Annotated in this window: 21 protein-coding genes; 17 read left to right on the plus strand and 4 right to left on the minus strand. The window is 52.0% G+C overall.

Annotated features, from left to right (window positions below; translation table 11 throughout):
* Window positions 1–61 precede the first annotated feature (61 nt).
* Both V8I28_RS06330 and V8I28_RS06335 read right to left on the minus strand, forming a co-directional pair.
* Window positions 62–706, minus strand: coding sequence for an NAD(P)-dependent oxidoreductase (locus tag V8I28_RS06330; protein ID WP_341779278.1), 645 nt, complete (start codon window positions 704–706; stop codon window positions 62–64).
* Between the two features lie 26 nt (window positions 707–732).
* A complete protein-coding gene (locus tag V8I28_RS06335; RefSeq protein ID WP_341779279.1) occupies window positions 733–1,554 on the minus strand; it encodes an aldo/keto reductase in 822 nt (273 codons plus the stop codon).
* Between the two features lie 169 nt (window positions 1,555–1,723).
* Here V8I28_RS06335 and V8I28_RS06340 point away from each other — a divergent pair, with 169 nt between their 5' ends.
* Window positions 1,724–2,599, plus strand: coding sequence for a LysR family transcriptional regulator (locus tag V8I28_RS06340; protein WP_341779280.1), 876 nt, complete (start codon window positions 1,724–1,726; stop codon window positions 2,597–2,599).
* Window positions 2,600–2,660: 61 nt separating this feature from the next.
* Here the strand turns inward: V8I28_RS06340 and V8I28_RS06345 are convergent, their stop codons facing one another.
* A complete protein-coding gene (locus V8I28_RS06345; protein ID WP_341779281.1) occupies window positions 2,661–3,215 on the minus strand; it encodes an NADPH-dependent FMN reductase in 555 nt (184 codons plus the stop codon).
* An 80-nt stretch (window positions 3,216–3,295) separates the two neighbouring features.
* Between V8I28_RS06345 and V8I28_RS06350 the strand changes: the two genes are divergently transcribed.
* From V8I28_RS06350 to V8I28_RS06415, 14 genes are all read left to right on the plus strand, one after another.
* Window positions 3,296–3,742, plus strand: coding sequence for a MarR family winged helix-turn-helix transcriptional regulator (locus tag V8I28_RS06350; RefSeq protein ID WP_341779282.1), 447 nt, complete (start codon window positions 3,296–3,298; stop codon window positions 3,740–3,742).
* A 158-nt stretch (window positions 3,743–3,900) separates the two neighbouring features.
* Window positions 3,901–4,500 carry a PepSY domain-containing protein gene (locus V8I28_RS06355; protein WP_341779283.1) on the plus strand — a complete coding sequence of 200 codons (600 nt, stop codon included), beginning with the start codon at window positions 3,901–3,903 and terminating at the stop codon, window positions 4,498–4,500.
* A gap of 416 nt (window positions 4,501–4,916) precedes the next feature.
* Window positions 4,917–5,765 (plus strand): aldo/keto reductase, encoded by an 849-nt coding sequence (locus V8I28_RS06360; RefSeq protein ID WP_341779285.1) that lies wholly within the window; start codon window positions 4,917–4,919, stop codon window positions 5,763–5,765.
* Between the two features lie 317 nt (window positions 5,766–6,082).
* Complete coding sequence (locus V8I28_RS06365) at window positions 6,083–7,030, plus strand: phosphate/phosphite/phosphonate ABC transporter substrate-binding protein (protein WP_341779286.1); 948 nt, start codon at window positions 6,083–6,085, stop codon at window positions 7,028–7,030.
* Window positions 7,031–7,117: 87 nt separating this feature from the next.
* Complete coding sequence (gene phnC / locus V8I28_RS06370) at window positions 7,118–7,870, plus strand: phosphonate ABC transporter ATP-binding protein (RefSeq protein WP_341779287.1); 753 nt, start codon at window positions 7,118–7,120, stop codon at window positions 7,868–7,870.
* A 15-nt stretch (window positions 7,871–7,885) separates the two neighbouring features.
* Window positions 7,886–8,677 carry a phosphonate ABC transporter, permease protein PhnE gene (phnE, locus tag V8I28_RS06375; protein WP_341779288.1) on the plus strand — a complete coding sequence of 264 codons (792 nt, stop codon included), beginning with the start codon at window positions 7,886–7,888 and terminating at the stop codon, window positions 8,675–8,677.
* 1 nt (window position 8,678) lies between these two features.
* Complete coding sequence (gene phnE / locus V8I28_RS06380) at window positions 8,679–9,491, plus strand: phosphonate ABC transporter, permease protein PhnE (RefSeq protein ID WP_341779289.1); 813 nt, start codon at window positions 8,679–8,681, stop codon at window positions 9,489–9,491.
* Between the two features lie 2 nt (window positions 9,492–9,493).
* A complete protein-coding gene (locus tag V8I28_RS06385) occupies window positions 9,494–11,050 on the plus strand; it encodes a bifunctional metallophosphatase/5'-nucleotidase (RefSeq protein WP_445928195.1) in 1,557 nt (518 codons plus the stop codon).
* A gap of 488 nt (window positions 11,051–11,538) precedes the next feature.
* On the plus strand, window positions 11,539–14,289 hold the full coding sequence (locus V8I28_RS06390) for an HAD-IC family P-type ATPase (protein ID WP_341779291.1): 2,751 nt from the start codon (window positions 11,539–11,541) through the stop codon (window positions 14,287–14,289).
* Between the two features lie 250 nt (window positions 14,290–14,539).
* Window positions 14,540–15,964, plus strand: coding sequence for a C69 family dipeptidase (locus V8I28_RS06395; RefSeq protein WP_341779292.1), 1,425 nt, complete (start codon window positions 14,540–14,542; stop codon window positions 15,962–15,964).
* 93 nt (window positions 15,965–16,057) lie between these two features.
* The gene (locus V8I28_RS06400; protein ID WP_341779293.1) at window positions 16,058–17,056 is read left to right on the plus strand and encodes a GW dipeptide domain-containing protein; all 999 of its coding nucleotides are present in this window, start codon (window positions 16,058–16,060) and stop codon (window positions 17,054–17,056) included.
* Window positions 17,057–17,275: 219 nt separating this feature from the next.
* On the plus strand, window positions 17,276–17,887 hold the full coding sequence (locus V8I28_RS06405) for a sugar O-acetyltransferase (protein ID WP_341779294.1): 612 nt from the start codon (window positions 17,276–17,278) through the stop codon (window positions 17,885–17,887).
* A gap of 133 nt (window positions 17,888–18,020) precedes the next feature.
* The gene (locus V8I28_RS06410; protein ID WP_341779295.1) at window positions 18,021–18,305 is read left to right on the plus strand and encodes a type II toxin-antitoxin system RelB/DinJ family antitoxin; all 285 of its coding nucleotides are present in this window, start codon (window positions 18,021–18,023) and stop codon (window positions 18,303–18,305) included.
* Between the two features lie 202 nt (window positions 18,306–18,507).
* The gene (locus V8I28_RS06415) at window positions 18,508–18,681 is read left to right on the plus strand and encodes a hypothetical protein (RefSeq protein WP_341779296.1); all 174 of its coding nucleotides are present in this window, start codon (window positions 18,508–18,510) and stop codon (window positions 18,679–18,681) included.
* 77 nt (window positions 18,682–18,758) lie between these two features.
* On the opposite strand, the gene V8I28_RS06420 is transcribed toward V8I28_RS06415, so the two are convergent.
* Entirely contained in the window at window positions 18,759–19,328 is a 570-nt protein-coding gene (locus V8I28_RS06420; protein ID WP_341779297.1) for a sugar O-acetyltransferase, read from the minus strand.
* Window positions 19,329–19,856: 528 nt separating this feature from the next.
* On the opposite strand from V8I28_RS06420, the gene V8I28_RS06425 reads away from it, so the two are divergent.
* Window positions 19,857–20,792, plus strand: coding sequence for a DMT family transporter (locus V8I28_RS06425; protein ID WP_341779298.1), 936 nt, complete (start codon window positions 19,857–19,859; stop codon window positions 20,790–20,792).
* A 546-nt stretch (window positions 20,793–21,338) separates the two neighbouring features.
* The gene (locus V8I28_RS06430; RefSeq protein WP_341779299.1) at window positions 21,339–21,986 is read left to right on the plus strand and encodes a FusB/FusC family EF-G-binding protein; all 648 of its coding nucleotides are present in this window, start codon (window positions 21,339–21,341) and stop codon (window positions 21,984–21,986) included.
* Window positions 21,987–21,991: the final 5 nt, after the last annotated feature.

The following is a 21,991-nucleotide window of genomic DNA, read 5'->3' on the forward strand; positions in this document are numbered from 1 at the left end:
TTCGGTTATCAGTCTTAATGCTTGCCGACTAATCGCCCTCTATCACACGCACTTTCAAAGTTTAATGATGGTCACCAACTAAAGTAATGCGTTGACGGATGTAATGGCCATTTTCCAACAGGTCAATCATGCCAGTTGCGTAGTCGGCATAACTGATGTAACTGTCTTCGTCTTTGGTGGCCAAATAATCTTCGCCATCGACGTGGTATTGCCCCGTTTTCGCGCCGTTAGCATCGTAATTGAATGCGGGTGTGACGTAAGTCCAGGCCAGATTGGAATAGGAACGTAGGCGATTCAAGCTGGCGACTAAGACGTCGGCCAGTGGTAACCAGTCGGCCGGATAGTCGGCCCGGTCTTTCAGCATTTTCGTGTGCTCCGCGTTAATATACAACGTTCCAGCGCCGCCAACCTTAAGGTATCGGGTAGTCGTTCCGGTGAGCAACTGTGCTAAGTGGGAAATGCCGGTGGTGTGGACGGCGAAAGTTTCCGGCGTCCAGGCACTGACCGCATCAATCACGGCATCGACGCCGGCAAGGTCTTCCCGTGTGAGATCAAAGAGATCTTTGATGAGAAGTTGGTCGTACGCGAGTGACACTTCCGGGTGATCCCGGTGGGCAATAGCTAGAACGGTATGGCCGCGCTGCTTGGCCTCTTGAATAATGGCTTGTCCGGATTTACCAAACGCCCCAATAACAGCAATTTTCATAAATAACTTCCTTTCAATTTACAAGCTTAATAACGATCTTCACGCATGGATTGTGGCCAGTCCTTGATGGAATGACCACGGTCGAATTGGCGAAGACTAGCGATTTCATCTGGTGTCAGTGAAAAGTCGAGCGAAGCGAGATTAGCCGCAACGTGTTTAACGTTTGTGGACTTGGGAATGGTGACGATGCCTTGTTGGGTTAACCACCGTAGTAAAACTTGTGCCGATGTGACGTGGTGTTTTTCGGCTAACGCTTTTACGGCGGGAAGGTTCATCATTTCTCGACCGAAGTTTTCTCCCAATGGGGCCCAGGCCTCGTGAACAATTCCTTGAGCGGCTAGGTAGGGCCGTAGCTTGGTTTGTTGCCAGAAAAGGTGCGTTTCGACCTGATCGATAACCGGCTTAACGTGGCTGTTGGCCAATAAATCATCAATTTGGTTCGGATTGAAATTACTAAGGCCAATCGCTCTGACTTTTCCGGCCTGGTAGGCATCTTCCAAGGCACGGTAGGTTTCTAAACGATGTGCCGTGGGCCAGTGGATTAAGACGAGATCGTAATAATCGCTCCCTAGGCGGGTCAGCGACTCATCCAGCCCCTGTTTCGTGGCGGCATAACCGTCTGTCTGAGTCTTGGTCGTCACAAAGAATTGCTCACGATTGAGGTCGCTATTCGCGATAGCTTCACCGACCCCGGGTTCAGTGCCGTAGACTTGGGCCGTATCGATGCTACGGTAGCCAAGATTGATGGCATTCGTCACGTTTTCTGCGGTGATCGCGGGTGGGGTTTGGAACGTGCCGTAGCCTAAGATAGGCATTTGGACACCATTATTAAAAGTCACATTTTGCATAGAAGCCGACTTCCTTTCAGATTTGATTTAACATTAGAGGTTAGCCTACACGTTATTTGGAAGTTGGTAAAATGCTTAGTTTGAATGCCAATGATACGAAAAATGAATAATCCATGTTCTATGATAGAATTAATGGTAAATGTGCGATGAACATGGGAGGACGTATGAAATGGATCTACGTGTACTGGATTATTTTTTAGTGACGGCTAGGGAAGAAAATGTCACGCGAGCGGCAGCGTTACTGCACGTGACACAGCCGACGTTGTCTCGTCAGATCAAAGAGCTTGAGCAAGATCTAGGGGTTCTGTTGTTTCAGCGCCGTAATCACAGGATGACTTTGACGCGTGAGGGCTTATTGTTTCGTCAGCGGGCGCAAGATATGGTTAATTTAATGGCACGAGCGCGAACGGACTTGCAGGCAACGCAGGCATTGACTGGTTCGATTGCCATTGGTTGTAGTGAGTTACAGAGTATGGAAGAAGTCGCTGATTTAATGGATACCTTTCAGCAGGGCCATCCGCAAGTAAAGTTTGAGCTCCATAGTGGCAACACCGATGATATAAAGGCGTGGATTGATCAGGGAATTATCGACATGGGATTGTTAATCGAACCCATTGAATCGGGGCAGTATGATTTTGTCCGAATGACTAGTAAAGAAGAGTGGGGGATTCTGGCACACGAAGACTCCCAATTTGCTAGCTACGACGCGATTCGTCCGGGAGATCTCGTGGGAACGCCAGTCATTACGGTATTGGATAAAATTGGACACGATGAGTTGACCAATTGGTCGGGTAAATATGCGGCGCAGATGGGAAATTTGGCTCGGTATAATTTGCTTTATAATGCGGCCATGTTGGCTCAACATAACCATGGCGTTGTGGTGTGCCTAAAGTTGAACCAACATTTCGATCATCTTAAATTTATACCGTTAGTGCCCAAGCTAGAATTGCAATCGGCTTTAGTTTGGCGGTCTCAACAGTCGCGCTCACGAGCAGCGGCTGAGTTTGTTCGCTTTTTACGAGAAAAGAAGGGGCAAGTTAAATAGGCGTTATCAAAAAATGACCGCTCTCTCATGCGTAGAAAGAGCGGTCATCCTAGGTCTAAGGTTATTCACCGAGTAAGTGGCGGAACTCGGCGCCCATTTGTTGGGCATTGAACGCGTAAGGAGCCAGTGCCTGATCGGGGTCGATGAAGTGGCCCTGTTCGTCCAAGTCGGCGCTACGCAAGGTGAGTTGTAGGTTGTTGGTTAAGAGCCGCATTTTCAGTCCGCGAACCACCAGATACATGCCCTGAGCGGCCTGGAAGCCACCGTGACCGCCGTAGGAAACCAGGCTGACCGGCTTATGGGCCCACTCCTTGTAGAGGTAATCCAGTGCGTTCTTTAAGGGCGCGGGGTAGCCCCAGTTATACTGTGGAAAGAGCAGGACAAAGCCGTCGTAGCCCTGAATCAACTGGCTCCACTGTTGGGTGTGGGCCTTATGGTAAATGCCGGACGAGGGCTGTTCGACCTCATCTAACAAGGGGAGGTTGATTTGGGCGAGATCGATCAGGTCGAAGGTGAGATCGGGTTGCGCTAGGTTTGTTTGAAGCCAGGTAGCAATGCTGGGGCTGATTCGAGAGGGCCGCGTCGATCCTAAGATAATACCGATTTTATGCGTCATGAGATAAAAACACCTTTCAAATTAAAATTCATTCGTGCATCATGCACATATCTTAGCATCTTTCTGGTATACTAACAAGTATGGATAATGAAATTTTTGAAGCCCTATTCGAAATTGTGACGTTCTTCAACCAGCCGCAACAGGATCGGCATTTGCTCCAACAGGCGGACGTCCCCCTGGAACCGGCCGCACTGCCAATCGTCGTCCGGGTGGGTCGGCAACCGGGCATCAGCGTTGGCCAACTGGCCGATCAGATTGGCCGCAACCACTCTTCCATCAGTCGGCAGGTCGACAAGTTGGTGACTGCGGGTTGGCTCCAGGAAGCAGAACGCGATGATCAGCGGATCCGGCGCGTTGAATTGACGGCGCAGGGTCAACGCGGTCTCATGCAGATTAAGGTGGCCCGCGAGACGGCCTTTCGCGAGAAGTTAGCCGATTATTCCAACAATGATCGCGCCGAACTCGCCCGGGTCCTACAGCAGTTAGCCGATACGCTAACCGGCGAGAAGACCGCTTATCATGAATAGGCAATTAAACCAGAGGTTCGCACGTCATGGACGTTGCGGACTTTTTTGGGATGTCGTGGTGGGGGGGATGAGCCAAGTAGTGGTGTGATTTTGATATTTTTGCTAAGGTTAAGGGGAGAAATCGTTCAGAATTTAACACCATAACGGAGGATCTAGCGATGAAAAAACTGGGAATCTTGTTAATTAGTGTGCTTGTGCTAACGGGGTGTAGCGCTGGTCAGAAGAGTCAGGATAAAACCGCCGGCTCGGCGCAAACCAGCTCGAGTCAGACCACACGAGTTGCCGCGCCAACGAGCATTAAGGTATCGGTCACGGCCGCCATTAAGCAGTTCCATCGGCAGTTCGGTCAGGCGGTCGCCATCAGTGGACTCTCGTTGGAACGTGAGCATGGCCAGTACCAGTATGACGTTTCGGGATTGGATGCCAATCGGGAGTACGAGGCCACGGTTGATGCGCGGTCCGGTAAACTAGTCCATCATGAACAAGAAAAGTTGGACCAAGACGAGGCGAACGGCGTCGCCCAAAAACGGGATGCCATAGCGGTCAACCGGTTGAAGCCCCTGGCCGATATTTCTGCGGCCGCGGTGAAACGTGCTGGTGGTGGGACGGCCGTTGAATGGTCACTAGAACACGAGAACGACCAGGTCCAGTGGGAGGTCAAGGTTCGCGGAAAGAACCAGACCCACGAGGTGCCGGTCAATGCCTACACGGCTAAGGTTGTGACGGTTCAACAGGATGATGACGACGATGACGATTAATTAGGTCTGGGGTCAATGCTCAATGCGTATCGCCGTTAGCCAACTTAATTGTGAAAAAACGACAAAAAAATTAACCTCATTGAATCGAACTGGGATTTAGTCTGATTCAATGAGGCTAATATTTAATTTGGACAATGAATTGTTAAGGCATTTTCCGGGTACCTTAACAATTATTACCAAAAAAGCTTTAGTTTGTCGTCTGGTTGTTAAGCAATTGTTTTACGACATCTTTATAATAACAAAGAAATCAAGGGTTTTGGGCGATTCTCTCGATTTGTAATATTACAAATTCATGGAACCGCAATTATCCTGCAATCTGTTTGAAATTCCGAACGTTTGAGAAGGCAAATTTGACCGTAAATCGTCCAAGAAAGCGTATACTTATGATAGTTACTGAATAAATTGGAGGGTCAAATATGTCAGTTTTAACGGATACGTTTAGTTTGGCTAACGGCACGCAGATTCCACAAGTGGGTTTTGGTACCTGGCAGATTCCCGGTGGCGATACGGCTTACAACGCGGTTGCCGATGCGTTAAAAGCCGGTTATCGGCACATTGACACGGCGAAGGCTTACGCCAACGAATCCAGTGTGGGCAAGGCCATTCGCGATTCGGGGATTCCGCGCGAAGAGATCTTCGTCACGACCAAGTTGCCCGCAGAGATTAAGACCTATCAGGGCGCTCTGGACGCCTTTGAGACCAGCCTAAAGAACCTGGATATCGGGTACGTTGATCTCTACTTGGTTCACGCGCCGTGGCCTTGGTCCGAGATTGGTAAGGATTGTGACGCCGGTAACTTGGACGTTTGGCGGGCGATGGAGAAGATCTACGCTAGCGGCAAGGCCAAGGCCATTGGCGTCTCCAATTTTAATACACACGACCTGCAGAACGTGTTAAGTCACGCCAAAGTTGCCCCAATGGTCGATCAGATTCAGTACTACGTGGGCTACACGGAACCGAAGATTACGAAGTTCGCTCAGGAACATGACATGCTGGTGGAAGCCTACTCCCCGCTGGCAACCGGCGATATGCTGGAGAACGCCGATGTTCAGGAAATGGCCAACAAGTACCACGTTTCGCCCGCTCAGCTGGCGTTGCGGTTTGTCCTGGAAAATGGCGTCTTGCCACTGCCTAAGGCCACGAGTTCGACCCACATCACGGCTAATACACAACTCGATTTTTCCATCTCGGCGGCGGATATGGTGAAATTAAATGCACTCAGTGACACTGCCAAGAATCACGAACATAACGGGACCCAGGGGTAGGTTAATCAGGGGTCTTCTTCGTAAGTTAAATAAGTTTTAGGATTGCGAGGCTGGATGAAGTTCCGGCCTCTTTTTTGTGGTGCTGGGTTACGATTTTAGTTAAGCCCCTAACTCAATGTGCCAACAGGATACTTTTAACGAATAATAAATATATCGTTCGAGTTTTACGGTTTACTTGTTGAAATCAAAGCCGATTGTTATCATAAATATATTTATATTCCGACTTATTTTCAGAAAATGATTGTAAAAGTTCGGTTCTCTGCTAAAATTAGAAATGGTCAAAAGAGAGACTATTACATAACTGAGGAGTGAGCTAGATGCACCTGAGCAAGAAGGTAAGATGGCTTTTAGTTTTCACGGCGTTATTGGTATTACCGGCAACGTTGGCGGCCTGTGGGAAGACCACGGCGTCGACATCGGGGTCTAAGGGCTATGCGCCTAAGAAGCTGACGGTGGAATTCGTACCATCGTCTAATGCGGGAACCATTGAGGCGAAAGCTAAGCCGTTGGAAGGCCTATTGAAGAAGCAACTGGGGATTCCGGTGACGGTGAGCGTATCGACCGACTACAATACCATTGTGGAAGCGATGGGGTCCAAGAAAGTCGACGTCGGCTTCCTACCGCCTGACGCCTATGTTCTGGCGCACAAGCAATACCACGATAAGGTCTTACTTCAGGCGCAACGCTTCGGGGTCAGCGAGCCCGGTGATAAGCCGACAAGTCAGTTGGTCGATTACTACCGTTCCCAAATCCTGGTACGCAAGGACAGCGGTATCAAGTCGATCAAGGACTTGAAGGGTAAGAAGATCGCCGTTCAGGATACCACGTCTACGGCCGGTTGGATTTATCCGGCGGTGGAAATGCTAGACCACGGCGTTAACATCAATAAATCGGGGATTCAAACGGTCACGGTTAAGGGACATGACCAGGGGGTTCTCTCCGTCTACAACAAGAACACGGATGCCGCCTTTGTCTTCCAGGGCGCCCGGAACTTGGTGAAGAAGGATGAGAAGGACATCATGAGTAAGGTCGTGCCAATTTATACGACCGGCAAGATTCCTAACGATACCATCACGGTGCGTGGCGACATGACCAGCAAGTGGCAGAAGAAGATTGCGACGGCCTTTAAGCAAATTGCCAAGACCAAGAAGGGGCATGCCATCATCTCTAGCGTTTACTCGCATGAAGGCTACACTGATTCCAAGGACAGCAACTTCAATATTATTCGCCAGTACGACAAGAAGGCCAAGGCCCTCGATAAATAAAACTGAATTGACGTCATGAGCTGAGTAGCAGAGGGAGTAAGAATGAACATAACCTTTGCTACTCTTTTTATAGGGGGAACCAGACTGATGGAAGCAACACCGATTATTTCATTTAAGCACGTGAACAAAATTTATGAGAACGGCACAGTGGGGTTAAAGGACATTAACTTCGATATTCCGCGAGGAGAGTTCTTGGTCGTGGTTGGGCTTTCCGGTGCGGGAAAGAGTACCCTGCTGCGGACCATCAATCGCATGCACGAGATTACCTCGGGAGAGATCCGCATTGAAGACGAACCGATCGACCAGTACAAGGGTCGAGCGCTACGCTTACTTCGGCGGAAAATCGGGATGATCTTTCAGAACTTTAACTTGGTGAAACGCTCGAGCGTGGCCAAAAACGTTCTCTCCGGCCGGGTCAGCTACTACCCAACCTGGAAGAGCATTCTCGGACTCTTCAGCGCGGTTGACCGGCAAAAAGCGGTCCAATCCCTGCAACGCGTGAGTCTGGCCGAAAAATTCTATGCCCGGGCAGATGAGCTCTCTGGTGGTCAGCAACAGCGCGTGGCGATTGCCCGCACGCTCATGCAAGATCCCAAGATTATCTTGGCCGATGAGCCGATTGCCTCGCTCGACCCGCTGACGACCAAGACGGTGATGGATATTTTAAAACGACTGAATCAAGAGGATGGGATTACGGTCATCGTCAATCTTCATTCGGTGGCACTGGCCCGCGAATATGCGGATCGCATCGTGGGCTTACGCGCCGGCGAAGTGGTGTATGACCAGCAGATTGCTGACGTGACGGAGACGGACCTGAACCGGGTCTACCAAACGGTTTAAGGGGGAGAGTAGGTGATGATAACGCAAATTCCACGACGCCCTTGGACCCAGCGGTGGCACGTGAAGCCCATCGCGTGGACGATACTCATCGTTGTTTTGTTGGTGACCTCGTCGCACATGACAGGCGTCGATGTCGCCATGTTCTTCACGAATTTCGGCCAGTTTACCGACCTATTGATGCGCATGTCTCAGCCAGCTTGGGATTATCTGCCGGTCATCATTCGACCGCTCTACGAGACCATTCAGATGGCCATTCTCGGCACGACCATTGGGGCGGCTTTGGCCATTCCCTTTTCGGTGTTGGCCGCCAGTAACCTGGTGCACAATCGCTGGCTACGCGGGGGGATTCGTTTGGTCCTCGACCTGGTACGGACGTTGCCGGATTTACTGTTGGCCGCTATTTTCGTGGCAATCTTTGGCATTGGTTCCACGGCCGGGGTCGTGACGTTGGCCATCTTCTCATTTGGGATGGTCTCGAAGCTCTTCTATGAGGTGATCGAGACCATCGATATGGGCCCCTTGGAGGCACTGGAGTCGGCGGGGGCCAACCAGCTGACCATCATCTGGTACGCCGTCTTGCCCCAGATTCTCAACCAATTCGTGAGTTATTTCCTGTATACCCTAGAGATCAACGTACGGGCGTCTACCGTATTGGGCTATCTGGGAGCCGGCGGGATTGGGGTTTTTCTCCAACGCTCGCTGAACGAATTTAACTACAGTCAAACGGCCGTGATCATTCTGGCAACCCTCGTGGTCGTCATGGTCATCGATGGTGTCAGCAATCATCTAAGGAGGGTGTTACTTTAAGATGCAAACGACAATTTCGAAGAAGCCGCTGACGATGACGTTCTGGCATCGGTGGCGATGGCTATTGTGGCTCGTCGTGGTCGCGGTAATCTACCTCTGGGCGGTGACCGGCCTGCATTTCACCGGTCTGCAGGGATCCGCGGCGGCCGTATCCCGGTCGATCGTTCACGGCCTAGTCCAACCGGATTGGTCGTATGTCTATAACGGCAGCGGCGAGGACCTGGTTTCGCTTATTCTCCAAACGCTTGCCATTGCCTTTCTGGGGACCTTTATTTCGGCACTAATCAGTGTGCCCTTTGCCTTTTGGGCGGCACGAAGCCAGCACGACTGGCGTCACGTGCGGTCCGGCAGCGGCAAGGTGGTCCTGACCTTGATCCGAACGTTTCCGGAAATTGTGTTGGCAATTATGTTTATTAAGGCGGTGGGGCCGGGTTCCTACGCCGGGGTTTTGGCCGTCAGCATTCATTCGATTGGGATGCTGGGGAAGCTCTTCAGCGAGGCCATTGAGAATATGGACCGCGGCGCCGATGAAGCGGTCGTCAGCGCCGGCGGCAATGGGGCGCAGGTCTTTGTGCTGGCAACCCTACCCACAATTCTGCCCGAATTTATCTCCTACACCCTTTATCGCTTCGAGATTGCCGTGCGGTCTGCCTCGATTCTGGGGATGGTGGGGGCCGGCGGGATTGGGACCCCCATGATCTTTGCGATTCAGACGCGTAATTGGCCACGGGTGGGCATTATCTTATTAGGCATCGTCCTGATGGTTTTGTTGATTGATTCCCTCTCAGAGCAGCTCCGAAAGAGGTTAATTTAATGGTGAAGATTAGAATTCTCTCGACCAGTGACGTGCATGGCTACGTCTATCCGACCAAGTATCTCAGTGCGACCGACCAACAGCCCTTAGGCTTGTTGAAGGCGGCCACAATCATTGATGACATCCGGCAGAATGCGCTACCGGATGAGATCGTCATCGTCATTGAGAATGGTGACTGGATTCAGGGGTCGCCGTTCGCGACTTATCTGGCCAAGCATCCCGAGATGCCTAGCGAACAGCTCACGCAGTTGACGACGACCCTCCACTATGATGCCGGCGTGCTGGGAAATCATGAGTTCAATTATGGCTTGGATTACTTGCGGACGGCCGAAAGTGACCGCGATTACCCGCTGCTAGGCGCGAATATTACCGGTGGCGTGGCCCAGCGGATTGTTGACGCGCCGTACACGATTATCGAACGTCAGGGGATTCGAATTGCCGTTCTGGGCCTGACCACGGCGTACGTGCCAACTTGGGAAGCGGCCGATCACGTGAGTGGGTTGACGTTTGAATCCGCGGTGTCGACCGCCAAACAGTGGGTTCCGCGACTACGACAACAGGCCGATGTGGTGGTTGTGGCCTATCACGGCGGCTTTGAGGCTGATCCCGCTACTGGGCAACCCACGGAGCGGGCGACCGGTGAGAATGAAGGCTATCGCCTATTGGTGGAGGTGCCAGGGATCGATGCTCTGATTACTGGTCACCAGCACCGCCAGTTAGCCGATATTTACCACGGAGTTCCCACGACCCAACCCGGTGAAAAGGGCGTTGCGGTGGGACTCATTGATCTGACGTTGGATAAGAGTCGACGAATAATCGATCACGATGCCCGGCTCCTCACCACGGCGACCGCTCAGCCGGCCGACTGGCTGTCCGTATTGGCCGATGGGACGGAGGCTAAGGTCCAGCGTTGGTTGGATCAGCCCATTGGTCGGCTCACCGGGGCTAGCTTAACCATAACGGACCCGATGGCGGCCAGACAGCATCATCACCCCTACCTGCAGCTGGTTAATGCGGTTGAAATGGCAGTGGGGCAGACCGACATTGCGGTGACGAGCCTCTTCAACGATGACGTTCGGGGACTCGGCCCGCAGCCCACCATTCGCCAGCTCCTGAATAGTTACAGCTACCCCAACACGCTGGTCGTGGAGGAAGTGACCGGGCAGAATCTGCGCCAGGCCCTGGAACGGTGTGCCAGCTTCTTCGTTCGGCAGGCCGATGGCACGGTGGGCGTCGACCCGGCGTTTACCACACCTAAATTACAGCTGTACAATTACGACCTCTATAGTGGAATTGATTACACGTTTGACCTGCATCGACCGGTGGGGCAACGGGTGGTGCAACTGGACTATCACGGCCAGGCGGTTCAACCCGATCAGGTATTGACCGTAGCGTTGAACCAGTACCGTGGCAATGGTGGCGGCGATTATCCGATGTTTAATCCGCGCAAGATCATTCGTGAAGTCAACGTGGACTTACCAGAACTGATGATGACTTATTTCGCGGATCATCCCGTGGTGACGGGCGTCCAGCCGACGAATTTCAAATTGTTAGCCTGAAGCACCGTTCCTTAAAATTTAACGTTTAAATTAATCGTGCTATCCTTATGAGTGGGGGTAGCACTGTTTTTGACTAGAGCATTTACGGGGGCTGATTTAAACAGAAATTGAAAATTCAAAGTCGTGACCAACTTTTGGGCGGTGTGGTTTGAGCTTACTAAATTAGGGATTATTGACCACTTATGTCTGATTAGATACGCCGGTTAAGGCGGTTTAAATCACAAAGAAGACAGTGACATTACTGACCTGAATCGACTTGCCCTAAGCAATTAGCTAACAGCTCGGGTGGTTGTTACCCCTAAAGGACAATCCTATATATTAAATTTACATTGCAATCAACTGAAAGAGATGCAATTTTCATGAAAACTTGGTAAAATGAATTAACCAAAAATTAGACTTGGAGGTGGACGCCTTGCACGACCGGAAGACTGCACTGCCGATTCCTGACCGTTAAAATTTTTCATTTTAGAAAGGATGAACCTAATTATATGGCACAAGATCCAGAAGCAACTGTCACACCAACTGAAGTAGCAGAGAACACAGACCCTGGACCCAGCCAGCAGCCACCCATATGGCAGCAAACGACTGAGTCCTTACTTGTAGATTACGCCACGGATAGCGATGAAGGCCTGAGTACCGGTGAGGCGCAACAACGCCTACGGACCAATGGCCCCAACGAACTGACCGCTAAGAAGCAATCCAACCTGATTCGCTTCTTGAAGCAGTTTAACAACAGTATCATCTATATCCTGGCGGGCGCCGCCTTGCTCACGTTCTTTATGCACCATTACTCCGACTCAATCGTTATCGGATTGGTGATCATCGCGAACGCTTTTATCGGCTACTTTCAGGAAAAATCCGCGGATAATGCGTTGGACCGCATCAAGGCCCTCTTAGTCAGCGAAGCCGTGGTCATTCGCGACGGGCAGAAGATTACGCTGCCCGCTCGTGAATTGGTGGTCGGTGATATCGTTCAGTTGGAAGCCGGGGATACCGTTCCCGCCGACCTACGCTTAATCGATGCGGATAATTTAAAGATTCAAGAGTCGGCGTTGACCGGTGAGACCGATTCCGTGTTGAAGGGAGAAGATCCCCTCATGGCCGCCAACTTACCGCTGGCCGAACGCGCCAACCTGGCCTTCGCCTCCACCGCCGTGACTAACGGTTCCGGTCGTGGAATCGTCACAAAGACCGGGACGGATACCGAGATTGGCCATATCCAGCAGAACGTGGCCGAGGTTAAACAACAACGGACGCCACTGATGAAGAACTTGAACAGCCTAGGCTTGGGCTTGTCGATTGCGATCTTAGTCGTGGCGGCACTGCTCTTCATTTTAGGGATGATCACCCACGTCTATAGCTTGCCAACGCTGTTAATCGCCGTGATTACGATGGTTGTGGGGTCGATGCCGGAAGGGCTTCCCGCCAGCACCTCGGTGGTTCTCGCCATGGGAACCCAGGCGATGACGAAGCAAAACGTGATCGTGAAGACGTTGCCGGCCGTGGAAACCTTAGGAGCCGTGGACATCGTCAACACCGATAAGACCGGGACATTGACCAAAAACGAAATGACCGTGACGGACATTTTGACGGCGGCGGACACCTATACCGTTTCTGGAATTGGCTACGACGCTGCCGGTCAGATTGAAAATGACGAGGGTCAGACCGTGCCGTGGCAACACGACCGCGACCTCGAATGGCTGGTTCAGATTGCCGGCCAGACTTCCGATGCCGAATTCCACGAGGAAGACGGCCAGTGGGTCTTGACCGGAGAGCCGACCGATGGGGCGCTGACGGCGCTGTACCACAAGCTGGTGGGCACCGATCCCGCTCCAAAAGAGATTGATTCACTGCCGTTTGACTCCGCCATTCGTTACTCTGCCCGCCTGGTGGATCATGCCGGCCAACGGGTCTTGCTGGTCAAAGGGGCGCCGCAGACGCTGATGCATTTGATGGCGCAGCAGGGTCAGACAGTCGATCAAACCGCTTGGCAGGCCCGGCTCTCGCAGTTGACCCAGCAAGGAAAACGGGTCGTGGCCCTGGGGTATCAACCCGTGGCCGCGGACGTTACCGATGTGGCCGACGTCGTGATTGGTCGTGACTTTCATTTAGCCGGAATGGCGGGGATCATCGATCCGCCGCGTCCCGGCGTGGCCGATGCCGTGAAGCAATTGCGGTATGCCGGAATTAAGGTCAAGATGATTACCGGGGACGACCCCGAGACGGCCGCCGCAATCGCTCAGCAGTTGAACCTGTCCGAAAAGGCTCGCGCCATCACCGGACCGGAATTGGCCGAGCTAAGCGATGCCGAGTTGGCCGCTAAGATCGACCAATACACCGTGTTTGCCCGGACCACCCCCGCGGATAAGCTGCGGATTGTGAAGGCGCAGCAGGAGCGGGGCCACGTGGTCTCGATGACCGGGGACGGGGTCAACGATGCGCCGGCGCTGAAACAGGCCGATATTGGGGTGGCCATGGGGATTCGGGGAACCGACGTCGCCAAGGATTCCGCCGATATGGTACTGGCCGACGATGACTTCACCTCGATTCTTCGGGCCGTGCGGGAAGGACGTCACGTCTTCGATAATATTCGCAAGACGATTCGCTTCCTACTCCCGACGAGTTTTGCCGAAGGGTTGATCGTGGTGCTTAGTATCCTGATGGATCAGTCGTTACCGTTGTTCCCGACCCAACTGTTGTGGATCAACATGGTTTCGGCCCTGACGATTCAGTTCGCGTTTATCTTCGAACCGGCCGAAAGTGGCATTATGAAACGGGGTCCGCGAGACGTTACGCGTGGAATTCTATCCAAGCTGGATGTCTTTGAGGTCACCTACGTGTCGCTACTGATCTCCGGTCTGGGGATGTTTGCCTACGACTTTCTCACCAATCAAGGCCTGAACGCCGTGATTGGAAGTACCATGACGCTGAACGTGATTATCTTCGGGAAGGTCTTCTACCTGTTCAATCTCCAGAACGACCACCCGGTTCTGTCGAAATACTTCTTCAGAAACAAGATGAGTTTTGTGATTGTCGCGATTCTGCTGGTGCTCCAAGCCGGAATTATTTACTGGCCGGCCATGCAAAGCGTCTTCCACACTACGTCCGTCAACTTCTACTACGGTTGGTGGATTCCCATTATCGCTGGGTTTGTGGTCCTCGTGGTTACCGAGATTGCGAAGGCCATTCGGCACCGGATTGACCACCAGACGGTCACCCGGGAACAACGCAACTTCTAACGTTAAATTTAGTATGGCGTGGTCATCAACTACCACTGGTTGACGATCCCGACAAGCCCTCAAGGTCGATTCCTGACTTTGGGGGCTTTTTAGTCGCCATTTCGCCCGAATATGCGTATAATAGTCTCTAATTTATCGGGTGATTAACTAGTTGAGCCGTGAATTTGACCGTGATTAGAATAATTTTAATAAAAACCTAGCTCTAACCCCTTGATAATCCTATACTGGTAAGCAAAGGAGGCGGAACACTGTGAAGAAAAGTTCCGATTGTACCGAGATTTTAGTGGGCAAAGCCGCCAGTATGGACGGCTCCACGATTGTTGCGCGTAACGAGGATGGGTATGGGCCCATCAACCCGATTAAGTTCGTGGTGCATCCTGCCGCGGACCAGAAGCAGGCGACCTTTACGTCGGCCGTCACGGGAGTCGAGGTACCCTTACCCGACCACGCTTACCGCTACACTGGCACACCGCAGGCCGATCAAAGCGATGGCCAATACGAAGAAGCCGGCATCAATGAATTCAACGTGGGGATGAGTGCCACCGAGACCACGGCGACTAACGCCCGGGTCTTAGGATACGATCCGCTCGTTGATGATGGGATTAACGAAGAAGCGATGGTTACGCTGGTCTTGCCCTACGTTAAATCCGCCAAGGAAGGGGCCCAACGCCTGGGCGCTTTACTGGAAAAGTACGGAACGGGCGAGAGCAACAGTATTGCCTTTAACGACCAAGATGAAATCTGGTATTTGGAAACGGCCGGGGGTCACCACTGGGCGGCCATGCGGTTGCCGGAGGACAGCTACGCCATCGCGCCGAACCAGACGTTGATGCAAGAGGTCGATGTGGCGGATGACGCCAACTTCCTGGTCGCAACGGATCTGGTGGACTTCGTGAACCAGTACCACCTGAATCCTACGCCGGGCCACTTTAATTTCCGCGAAATCTTTGGCACCCACGGCGAGGACGATGCTTATTACAATACGCCACGGACGTGGTATGGTCAGAAGTTGTTTAATCCGGAAATCACCGACCAACAGCCAACGGATCAAGACATGCCGTTCACGCGGCAACCTAGCAAGAAGATTGCGATTGAAGACGTTGAATTCTTCCTGTCATCACACTATAACGGGACGCCCTACGATCCGTTTGGGACGTTTGCCTCGGGTTCCGCCGATGATCAGAAGAAATATCGGCCGATCGCCATGGACCGTAACCAGTGTTCATCTATTTTGCAGATTCGAAACGATGTAGACGCCGACCACGCGGCCATTCAGTGGATTGCCATGGGCTTTTTCGCCTATGCGCCGTACGTTCCGTTCTTCACCAATATCCAGGACACACCGGAAGACTACAAGAACACGACGACCGAGGTTTCCGTGGACAACGTTTACTGGTTGAACAAGACCCTGTCCGTGCTGATCGAACCGCACTTCCACGAGTTCGTCGACACGGTGAATGCCTTTCGCGAGGGCTGTCAATCCTATGGTCGGGCCAGAGTAGCCGCTACGGATGCCGCGATTAAGGCTGAAAAGGACGCCACGGACTTTCTGACTCGGAGTAATGCCGAGACGGCTGGGGAAGTCTCTCGTCGGACCCACGCGTTATTCGACGACTTGGTCAAGCAGGGCTTATTACTCTCTAAGACGGCCTGGGAAAAGGGGCAAAACCTTTAATCCGGATGGTTGAGGCAACAGTTGTGGGGCATCATTAGTCAAAGACGTTATTAAAGATAAGAGTAAGTTGAGGACAGACTAGGAGGAGCCATCATGAAATGGATGAAGTTGACATTAGCTAGCGCCTTGGGGATCGTGCTGTGGGGCGGATTGACGACGGCCCACGCGGCCAAGAAGGTTACGTTGCCGGCGTACCCGCAACAGCGAATTTTTACGTTTAAGACGGCGGGCACCAAGGTGTATAGCTACCCGCGGGCGGCTTACGCCCACAGCACGGTCTTGGGGACCGCGCGCAGTAAGCAGAAGTTGTGGACGGTGGACAAGGTGGTTACTGTTAAGGGGAAACGCTACGTGCGCCTGAACCAGGTAACGGCGACGCCCCTGAATCACGGGCAGGTGGTCGATACCCACGAGAAGGCCACCAGTAAGCTAGTGGGCGGCTACGTGGCGTTAAGTCACCTGAAGTTTCACCAGCAGATTAAGCAGTTGAAGTCGGTGAAGAAGACGGCTTACTGGACGCCAACCACGACCCATGATTTCTGGAATATGCCGAAGAAGACACTGGGAACCACGGCGGCCAACCATTATGGGACGACCTACGGCTACCGAACGATTTACGCCATTCAGGCGATAACGACCGCGACGAAGAAGCAGTATCTTTACTTTGAAACGGCCGCAGGGAAAGCGATTGGGTGGTTGCCAGTCAGCGCGGTGGTCAAGGGAAGTTATCCGAACGTCATGCAGCGTGAGTTGACGCGGGGCGGCTTAACGGCCACCAAGCAAGTGGCCACGTTGGATGCCAATGCTCACATTAAGATTGGGACGGCTATCAAGGCGGGGCAGATTCAGCGAACGGTCATGCTCAAACAGAATAGCCAGTCGATCATCTATGACTATCAGGCGGGTAAGGCCGTGCGGAAGACCACACGGAGTGCCACGGGCAAGCTATTGTCCAGTCAGGCCATTGCGCCGGTTGCCACGGTGAAGTTTAAGCTGGTTGCGGCCTTTGACTTGAACGGTCAGACCTACCAGGGAACGGTTGCACCCACGGGAAAGATCGACATTCCAGTCTACTCGGGCTGGATGGCTTAAGCGTTAACGCAAGGGAGCTTGGGATGCAAATCCCAAGCTCCTTTTCAAGCTCCTTTTTAAATCGCCGAAACGGGCTTCTGGTCCGCTCCCCCCCCGCAAGCCAACCCATATTTGACGAACAGCGAGGCGGCTGATTCTCGCCGGCTCGTCGTCTTTTATTCCCCGCCCTTTGACTTAAACTGGGGTTAAAGTGATAAGCTTAGGATGAGGTGAAAGTTGATGGCAAAATCTGAAATTGAAAAACTAGACGCGGGGGAACCCTATGACTTTTTGGATCCGGATGTGGCGGCGCAAAAGGCACGGGCGGCGCGGCTTTGCCAGGAATTTAATCAAATTCCCGCGACTAATCCGGACGCCCAAACGGCTAAGATCAAGGAAATCTTGGGTAGCCACGGCAAACGGGTCTCCGTTCAGGCCACGTTTAACTGTGATAACGGCCAGAACATTCATGTGGGTGAGGACTTCTTGAGTAATTACAATCTGACTATTCTAGATATTGCGCCGGTCACGATTGGCGCCCATGTGATGATTGGGCCGAATGTGGACATTTATACGGTCAACCATCCGCTGAAGGCGGCGGGGCGCCGGGGCTATTTGGCTCAGGCCAAGCCGGTGACGATCGGTCACGACGTCTGGATTGGCGGTAAGGTCGCGATCATGCCGGGGGTTACCATCGGCAATAATGTCGTGGTTGCCGCGGGCGCCATCGTGACGAAGGACGTTCCGGACAATGTCTTAGTGGGCGGTGTCCCGGCCAGAGTGATTAAACGCTTGCCGGCGGATGGCCCGCAGGACGTGGAAAATAAAGGGATTGCGCAAATGCTGCGTTGATTTTGAAGACAAAGCGGATCGAGACAGTGCGTCTCGGTCCGCTTGGTTATTGATCGATGATTGAGGTGAAAGAATTCAGATTCTTTGGATATGTATGGCCAACGGTGTACGATAGCTACAGGAAGTGTTACGCATGCAAACAAAAGCTAAGGCGACAGAAAGAATCAATGCCCGAATTAGTCCGGATGTCAAGGCACGGGCGCAAGCAGAGCTAGCTAAAAATGGATTAACCATTTCCGAGTACATGCGAATTGTCCTGACCGATGTGGCTAAGGATGGCTTACCTAGGTATTTTGGTCAACCTTCTGCGGAACTCACGGCTTCGATTAAAGAGATGATTGATATCTTTAACGGTGAAAAACTTCCAGACCATAGCGTCTCTAGTGTAGCGGAACTTAACCGGGACTTAGATTCATGAAGCATACTATTTAATATAGTTCTGAATTTAAGTCGCAGTTTAAACGCATTAAAAAGAATCCACGCTGGCAGCCAGTCTTCTCTGGGAAGGTTCCATTGATAAGGAAGAGCGTTCGCCCTGGGATTATGTGATGTCCTGCTTCATTGAGTGAAAACAGATTCCGGCATATTTTTATGTGCATCCGCTTCGTATTTCCAAGTCGTTGAAACAACAGATTAAACATCGTGTGCCGGCGTTGATGGGCGGTAAGTCTGAAGTTCAGGTATTGAAGCGACACTTTGATGGGCATAATGGGAATCACTTATTGGCTTACTACGATGATGAGGCTGTCACCTACTTGTTGAAGATTGGCACGCACAGCGACCTGTTTGGCTAAGATGGGTAAAAGAATAGTGAAAAAAGTCCCGAAATCTGGGACTTTTCTTTATATAGTTAGTAAATTTCGAAGGTTAATTAATCCGCCGCCGGAACGTTCTCACGGAGCACACGGGCAGGACTACCGGCAATAATCACGTTATCGCCGAAAGACTTGGTGACCGTGGAATTGGCGCCCACGACCACGTTATTTCCCAGCGTAACGCCGGGGAGGATGACGGAACCGCCGCCAATCCAGACGTGATCGCCAATCGTGACGGGCTTGCCCAATCCGGTAAAGGCATCGCGGGCCGCCGGGTCAAGCGGGTGGTAGGCCGAGTAGATCTGGACGTGGGGGGCCATCATGCAGTGGTCGCCAATCGTCACGGGAGCGACGTCCAAGATGACGTTGTCATAATTACAGATGAAGTAGTCTCCGACGTGGATGTTATATCCGAAGTCACAGCGGAAATTGGGTTGGACCCACGGACTCTTTCCGACTGAACCGAAAAGCTGGCGGATGACGTGGTCCTTCTGTTCGGTGGCGGTGTCGTCGAGTTCGTTCATGATTTTGCAGAGCCGCCGCGCCTTGGTTTCCTCCGCAGCCAACTCGGGATCCATAATATTATAGGGTTCGCCCGCCAGAAACTTTTCTTTTTCAGTCTTCATTGTGTAGCCTCCAGGTCTTTTTTGATTATTGTAGCATAGAAATGACGATTTGTACGGACTAATTGTAACCGCTAACATTTATCTGGCCAACAGCGGACCGTTGCGACCAAGTTCGTGGTTAACGCGATACTTGTGCCCCCCAGTAGTGAGGGACTTTAATTTCCTCGCTAAGCTAACCGGTCGACCTGGCACGAACTTTGGCCGGAAATGACCTAGAATGAATGCAAAGCCAGGGGTAGCTTGTCACCCCTGGTTTGTGCTCAGCTTAAAAATAACAACGGATCATGTCGGGCGACTACCATCAATTCGGCTGATTATAATTCGTGGCTGAGGTCAATGGGCTCTCGCGTTTGCGGGGGCCTATTTGGATAGCTGAAATTAAAACGGTTTCAAAAAATTAATCACCACGAGAGGTGTCAAATTTGCGAAATAACTTTGCTATAATGGATAGTGCTTGCTAATTATTAAGGAATAAGAGGGATTGAACATGAAGGAATTATGGGCAGCTGCTGAAGGGGAGTGGCACCGATGAACCGTCAACATCATTTACGCGGGATCTTACTCGCCAGTTTTGCCGCCATGCTGTGGGGCGTTTCGGGAGTGGCGGCCAGTTCGCTATTCACCTTCAATTCACAGGTCACCGCACTCTGGTTGACCCAGATCAGAATGATTAGCGCTGGCCTAATTCTGTTGGTCATCGCCCGGATGGTCGGGGCCCGGCCGTTCAAGATTTGGTACCAAAAGTCCTCGGCCATTCGAGTCGTCAGTTATGGTTTGCTGGGGATGATTCCAGTTCAGCTCTGTTACTTTGAGGCCGTGAAATATGGGAACGCGCCGATTGCGACCATTATTCAATTCTTAGGACCCTTTATTATCAGCCTTTACTTTTTAATCTTTAAACACATTACCCCCACGCGTCCAGAAGCGGTGGGCATGATTATGGCGTTCTTCGGTACGCTACTCATCGTGACTCACGGGCATTTGAACAGCCTGGCCATCTCGCCGGTCGTGCTCTTCTGGGGTGGCTTATCGGCCATCGGGGTCGCCACGAACACACTGTTACCACGCCCGTTGCTGCCGAAGTTCGGCGCCCTTTCGGTGACCGGCTGGGCCTTGCTAGTGGCCGGCCTCGCACTAAATGTTTTTGGCCCATTATGGCAGGCCAACGTCCACGTCAATTGGCTGGAGATTGGCTTGATTGCGTTTATCATCATCTTTGGGACGGTCTTCCCGTTCTTGATGTTTGCCCACGCTCTGGCGTATATCCTGCCCACCACCGCCAGCCTGCTGGACGCCTTCGAACCGCTGTCGGCAACGGTCTTCTCCGTAACGTTCTTAAGCGTTCAGCTGACCAGTTACGACCTATTCGGTGGCGCGATGATTATCCTTGCCGTCATGGTCCTGTCGCTCAACGGCCGGAAGATGATCAATTTCATCCGACGTTTGGGAACGAATGCCAGCTGATAAATTCTAAAACTAAGCCACCGGTTACGTCGTCAGTTACGGCGATGCCGGTGGCCTTTTGGTAAAGAAAGCTGGATTTCATTTCGGAATTTCTCAGATGGCGGTCAGAAAAATACCCATTAGTAAAAGCATTCCGGCTACTCGACAAGATGATTGACGGATTTCAATGTCGCTGTGAGTGAGCCAAATTTGGCCTCAGCCGTGGAATTTTCCCAAGTGGTTTGGAAAAATGGCGACTTTAAGACGTGGTCTGTCGGCTCAAAGCGAGGAGAAAGACCGGGTTTTGGTTCCTGCCCACCGCGTTCCAGACCAAATTTGGCGAACGGTAAGGCGGCCAGGTATCGTTGGATAATTTCGACCAATCTTGATTTCCAAGCAGGAATTCGGTATACTAATGAGCAATTCAGTCGATTGGCTGAACGCAAGGAGATGATCGACGATGATGGCATCGTTATTTGTACGGAAAAGTGTTGGCTGTTAGCGACACTTTTCTGCAAAGCCCTTTCAGAGAAGTGTCTGGTTTAAATCTGAAAGGAAGCAACATTTATGGAACCAACAATCACCGCTTACGAATATAGTTATATCACGCAACAAGTCAACGCGCTCGTCAGTGCCTATCTGGCCGTCAACGACCGCCGGATGCGCCGGGTCGTGCGCGACACGACCATTGCCAACATTGCGGCCCATTTGCCCGCAGATGAACCCGTGGCCCAGGCCTTCTTGGAACAGCTTAAGCCCGATCGGTTAACCCGTGAGGCGGCCGCCAAGCTACTGCCGACGATTGAGCCGTTAGTGATTCCGTTTCCCAGCTTGAGTCAGAAGCAGCTGGACAAGCTATTTCGTAAAGTGAAGAAGTTAAAGCAGCCCGAGTGGGGTAATCTCAATCTGCATGAATTGACCTACCTCGGTTGGAACGATGGGGGCAACCAGAAGAAATATCTGGTGGCACCTTATCAGGACCGGTTGATTGGGATTCAGGGCGATATGGGACCGAAGACGGTGAAGGGCGTGTGTGCGATTTGCCAGACGATTGGGAATGTGTCCCTATTCGTCTCCACGATCAAGAAATCCGGGTTGGGTACGTTTAAGCGTAACGGCAATTATATCTGCCGAGACAGCGCAAAATGCAATCGCCAACTGACCGATCCGCAGCCGCTCGCCGACTTCTTAGAAATTGTTCGACCAAAACGATAATGTAA

The sequence above is a fragment of the Levilactobacillus sp. HBUAS70063 genome (genome assembly GCF_038374745.1).
Lineage (GTDB): Bacteria > Bacillota > Bacilli > Lactobacillales > Lactobacillaceae > Levilactobacillus.

What these genes read in the sequence shown, in the direction of transcription:
- V8I28_RS06405 (WP_341779294.1), top strand. Translation starts at nt 17,276, where the DNA reads ATGGCAAAATCTGAAATTGAAAAACTAGACGCGGGGGAACCCTATGAC.
- V8I28_RS06420 (WP_341779297.1), bottom strand. Translation starts at nt 19,328, where the DNA reads ATGAAGACTGAAAAAGAAAAGTTTCTGGCGGGCGAACCCTATAATATT.
- V8I28_RS06400 (WP_341779293.1), top strand. Translation starts at nt 16,058, where the DNA reads ATGAAATGGATGAAGTTGACATTAGCTAGCGCCTTGGGGATCGTGCTG.
- V8I28_RS06355 (WP_341779283.1), top strand. Translation starts at nt 3,901, where the DNA reads ATGAAAAAACTGGGAATCTTGTTAATTAGTGTGCTTGTGCTAACGGGG.
- V8I28_RS06335 (WP_341779279.1), bottom strand. Translation starts at nt 1,554, where the DNA reads ATGCAAAATGTGACTTTTAATAATGGTGTCCAAATGCCTATCTTAGGC.
- V8I28_RS06345 (WP_341779281.1), bottom strand. Translation starts at nt 3,215, where the DNA reads ATGACGCATAAAATCGGTATTATCTTAGGATCGACGCGGCCCTCTCGA.
- V8I28_RS06425 (WP_341779298.1), top strand. Translation starts at nt 19,857, where the DNA reads ATGAACCGTCAACATCATTTACGCGGGATCTTACTCGCCAGTTTTGCC.
- V8I28_RS06365 (WP_341779286.1), top strand. Translation starts at nt 6,083, where the DNA reads ATGCACCTGAGCAAGAAGGTAAGATGGCTTTTAGTTTTCACGGCGTTA.
- V8I28_RS06350 (WP_341779282.1), top strand. Translation starts at nt 3,296, where the DNA reads ATGGATAATGAAATTTTTGAAGCCCTATTCGAAATTGTGACGTTCTTC.
- V8I28_RS06340 (WP_341779280.1), top strand. Translation starts at nt 1,724, where the DNA reads ATGGATCTACGTGTACTGGATTATTTTTTAGTGACGGCTAGGGAAGAA.
- phnC (WP_341779287.1), top strand. Translation starts at nt 7,118, where the DNA reads ATGGAAGCAACACCGATTATTTCATTTAAGCACGTGAACAAAATTTAT.
- V8I28_RS06360 (WP_341779285.1), top strand. Translation starts at nt 4,917, where the DNA reads ATGTCAGTTTTAACGGATACGTTTAGTTTGGCTAACGGCACGCAGATT.
- phnE (WP_341779289.1), top strand. Translation starts at nt 8,679, where the DNA reads ATGCAAACGACAATTTCGAAGAAGCCGCTGACGATGACGTTCTGGCAT.
- phnE (WP_341779288.1), top strand. Translation starts at nt 7,886, where the DNA reads ATGATAACGCAAATTCCACGACGCCCTTGGACCCAGCGGTGGCACGTG.
- V8I28_RS06330 (WP_341779278.1), bottom strand. Translation starts at nt 706, where the DNA reads ATGAAAATTGCTGTTATTGGGGCGTTTGGTAAATCCGGACAAGCCATT.
- V8I28_RS06390 (WP_341779291.1), top strand. Translation starts at nt 11,539, where the DNA reads ATGGCACAAGATCCAGAAGCAACTGTCACACCAACTGAAGTAGCAGAG.
- V8I28_RS06430 (WP_341779299.1), top strand. Translation starts at nt 21,339, where the DNA reads ATGGAACCAACAATCACCGCTTACGAATATAGTTATATCACGCAACAA.
- V8I28_RS06410 (WP_341779295.1), top strand. Translation starts at nt 18,021, where the DNA reads ATGCAAACAAAAGCTAAGGCGACAGAAAGAATCAATGCCCGAATTAGT.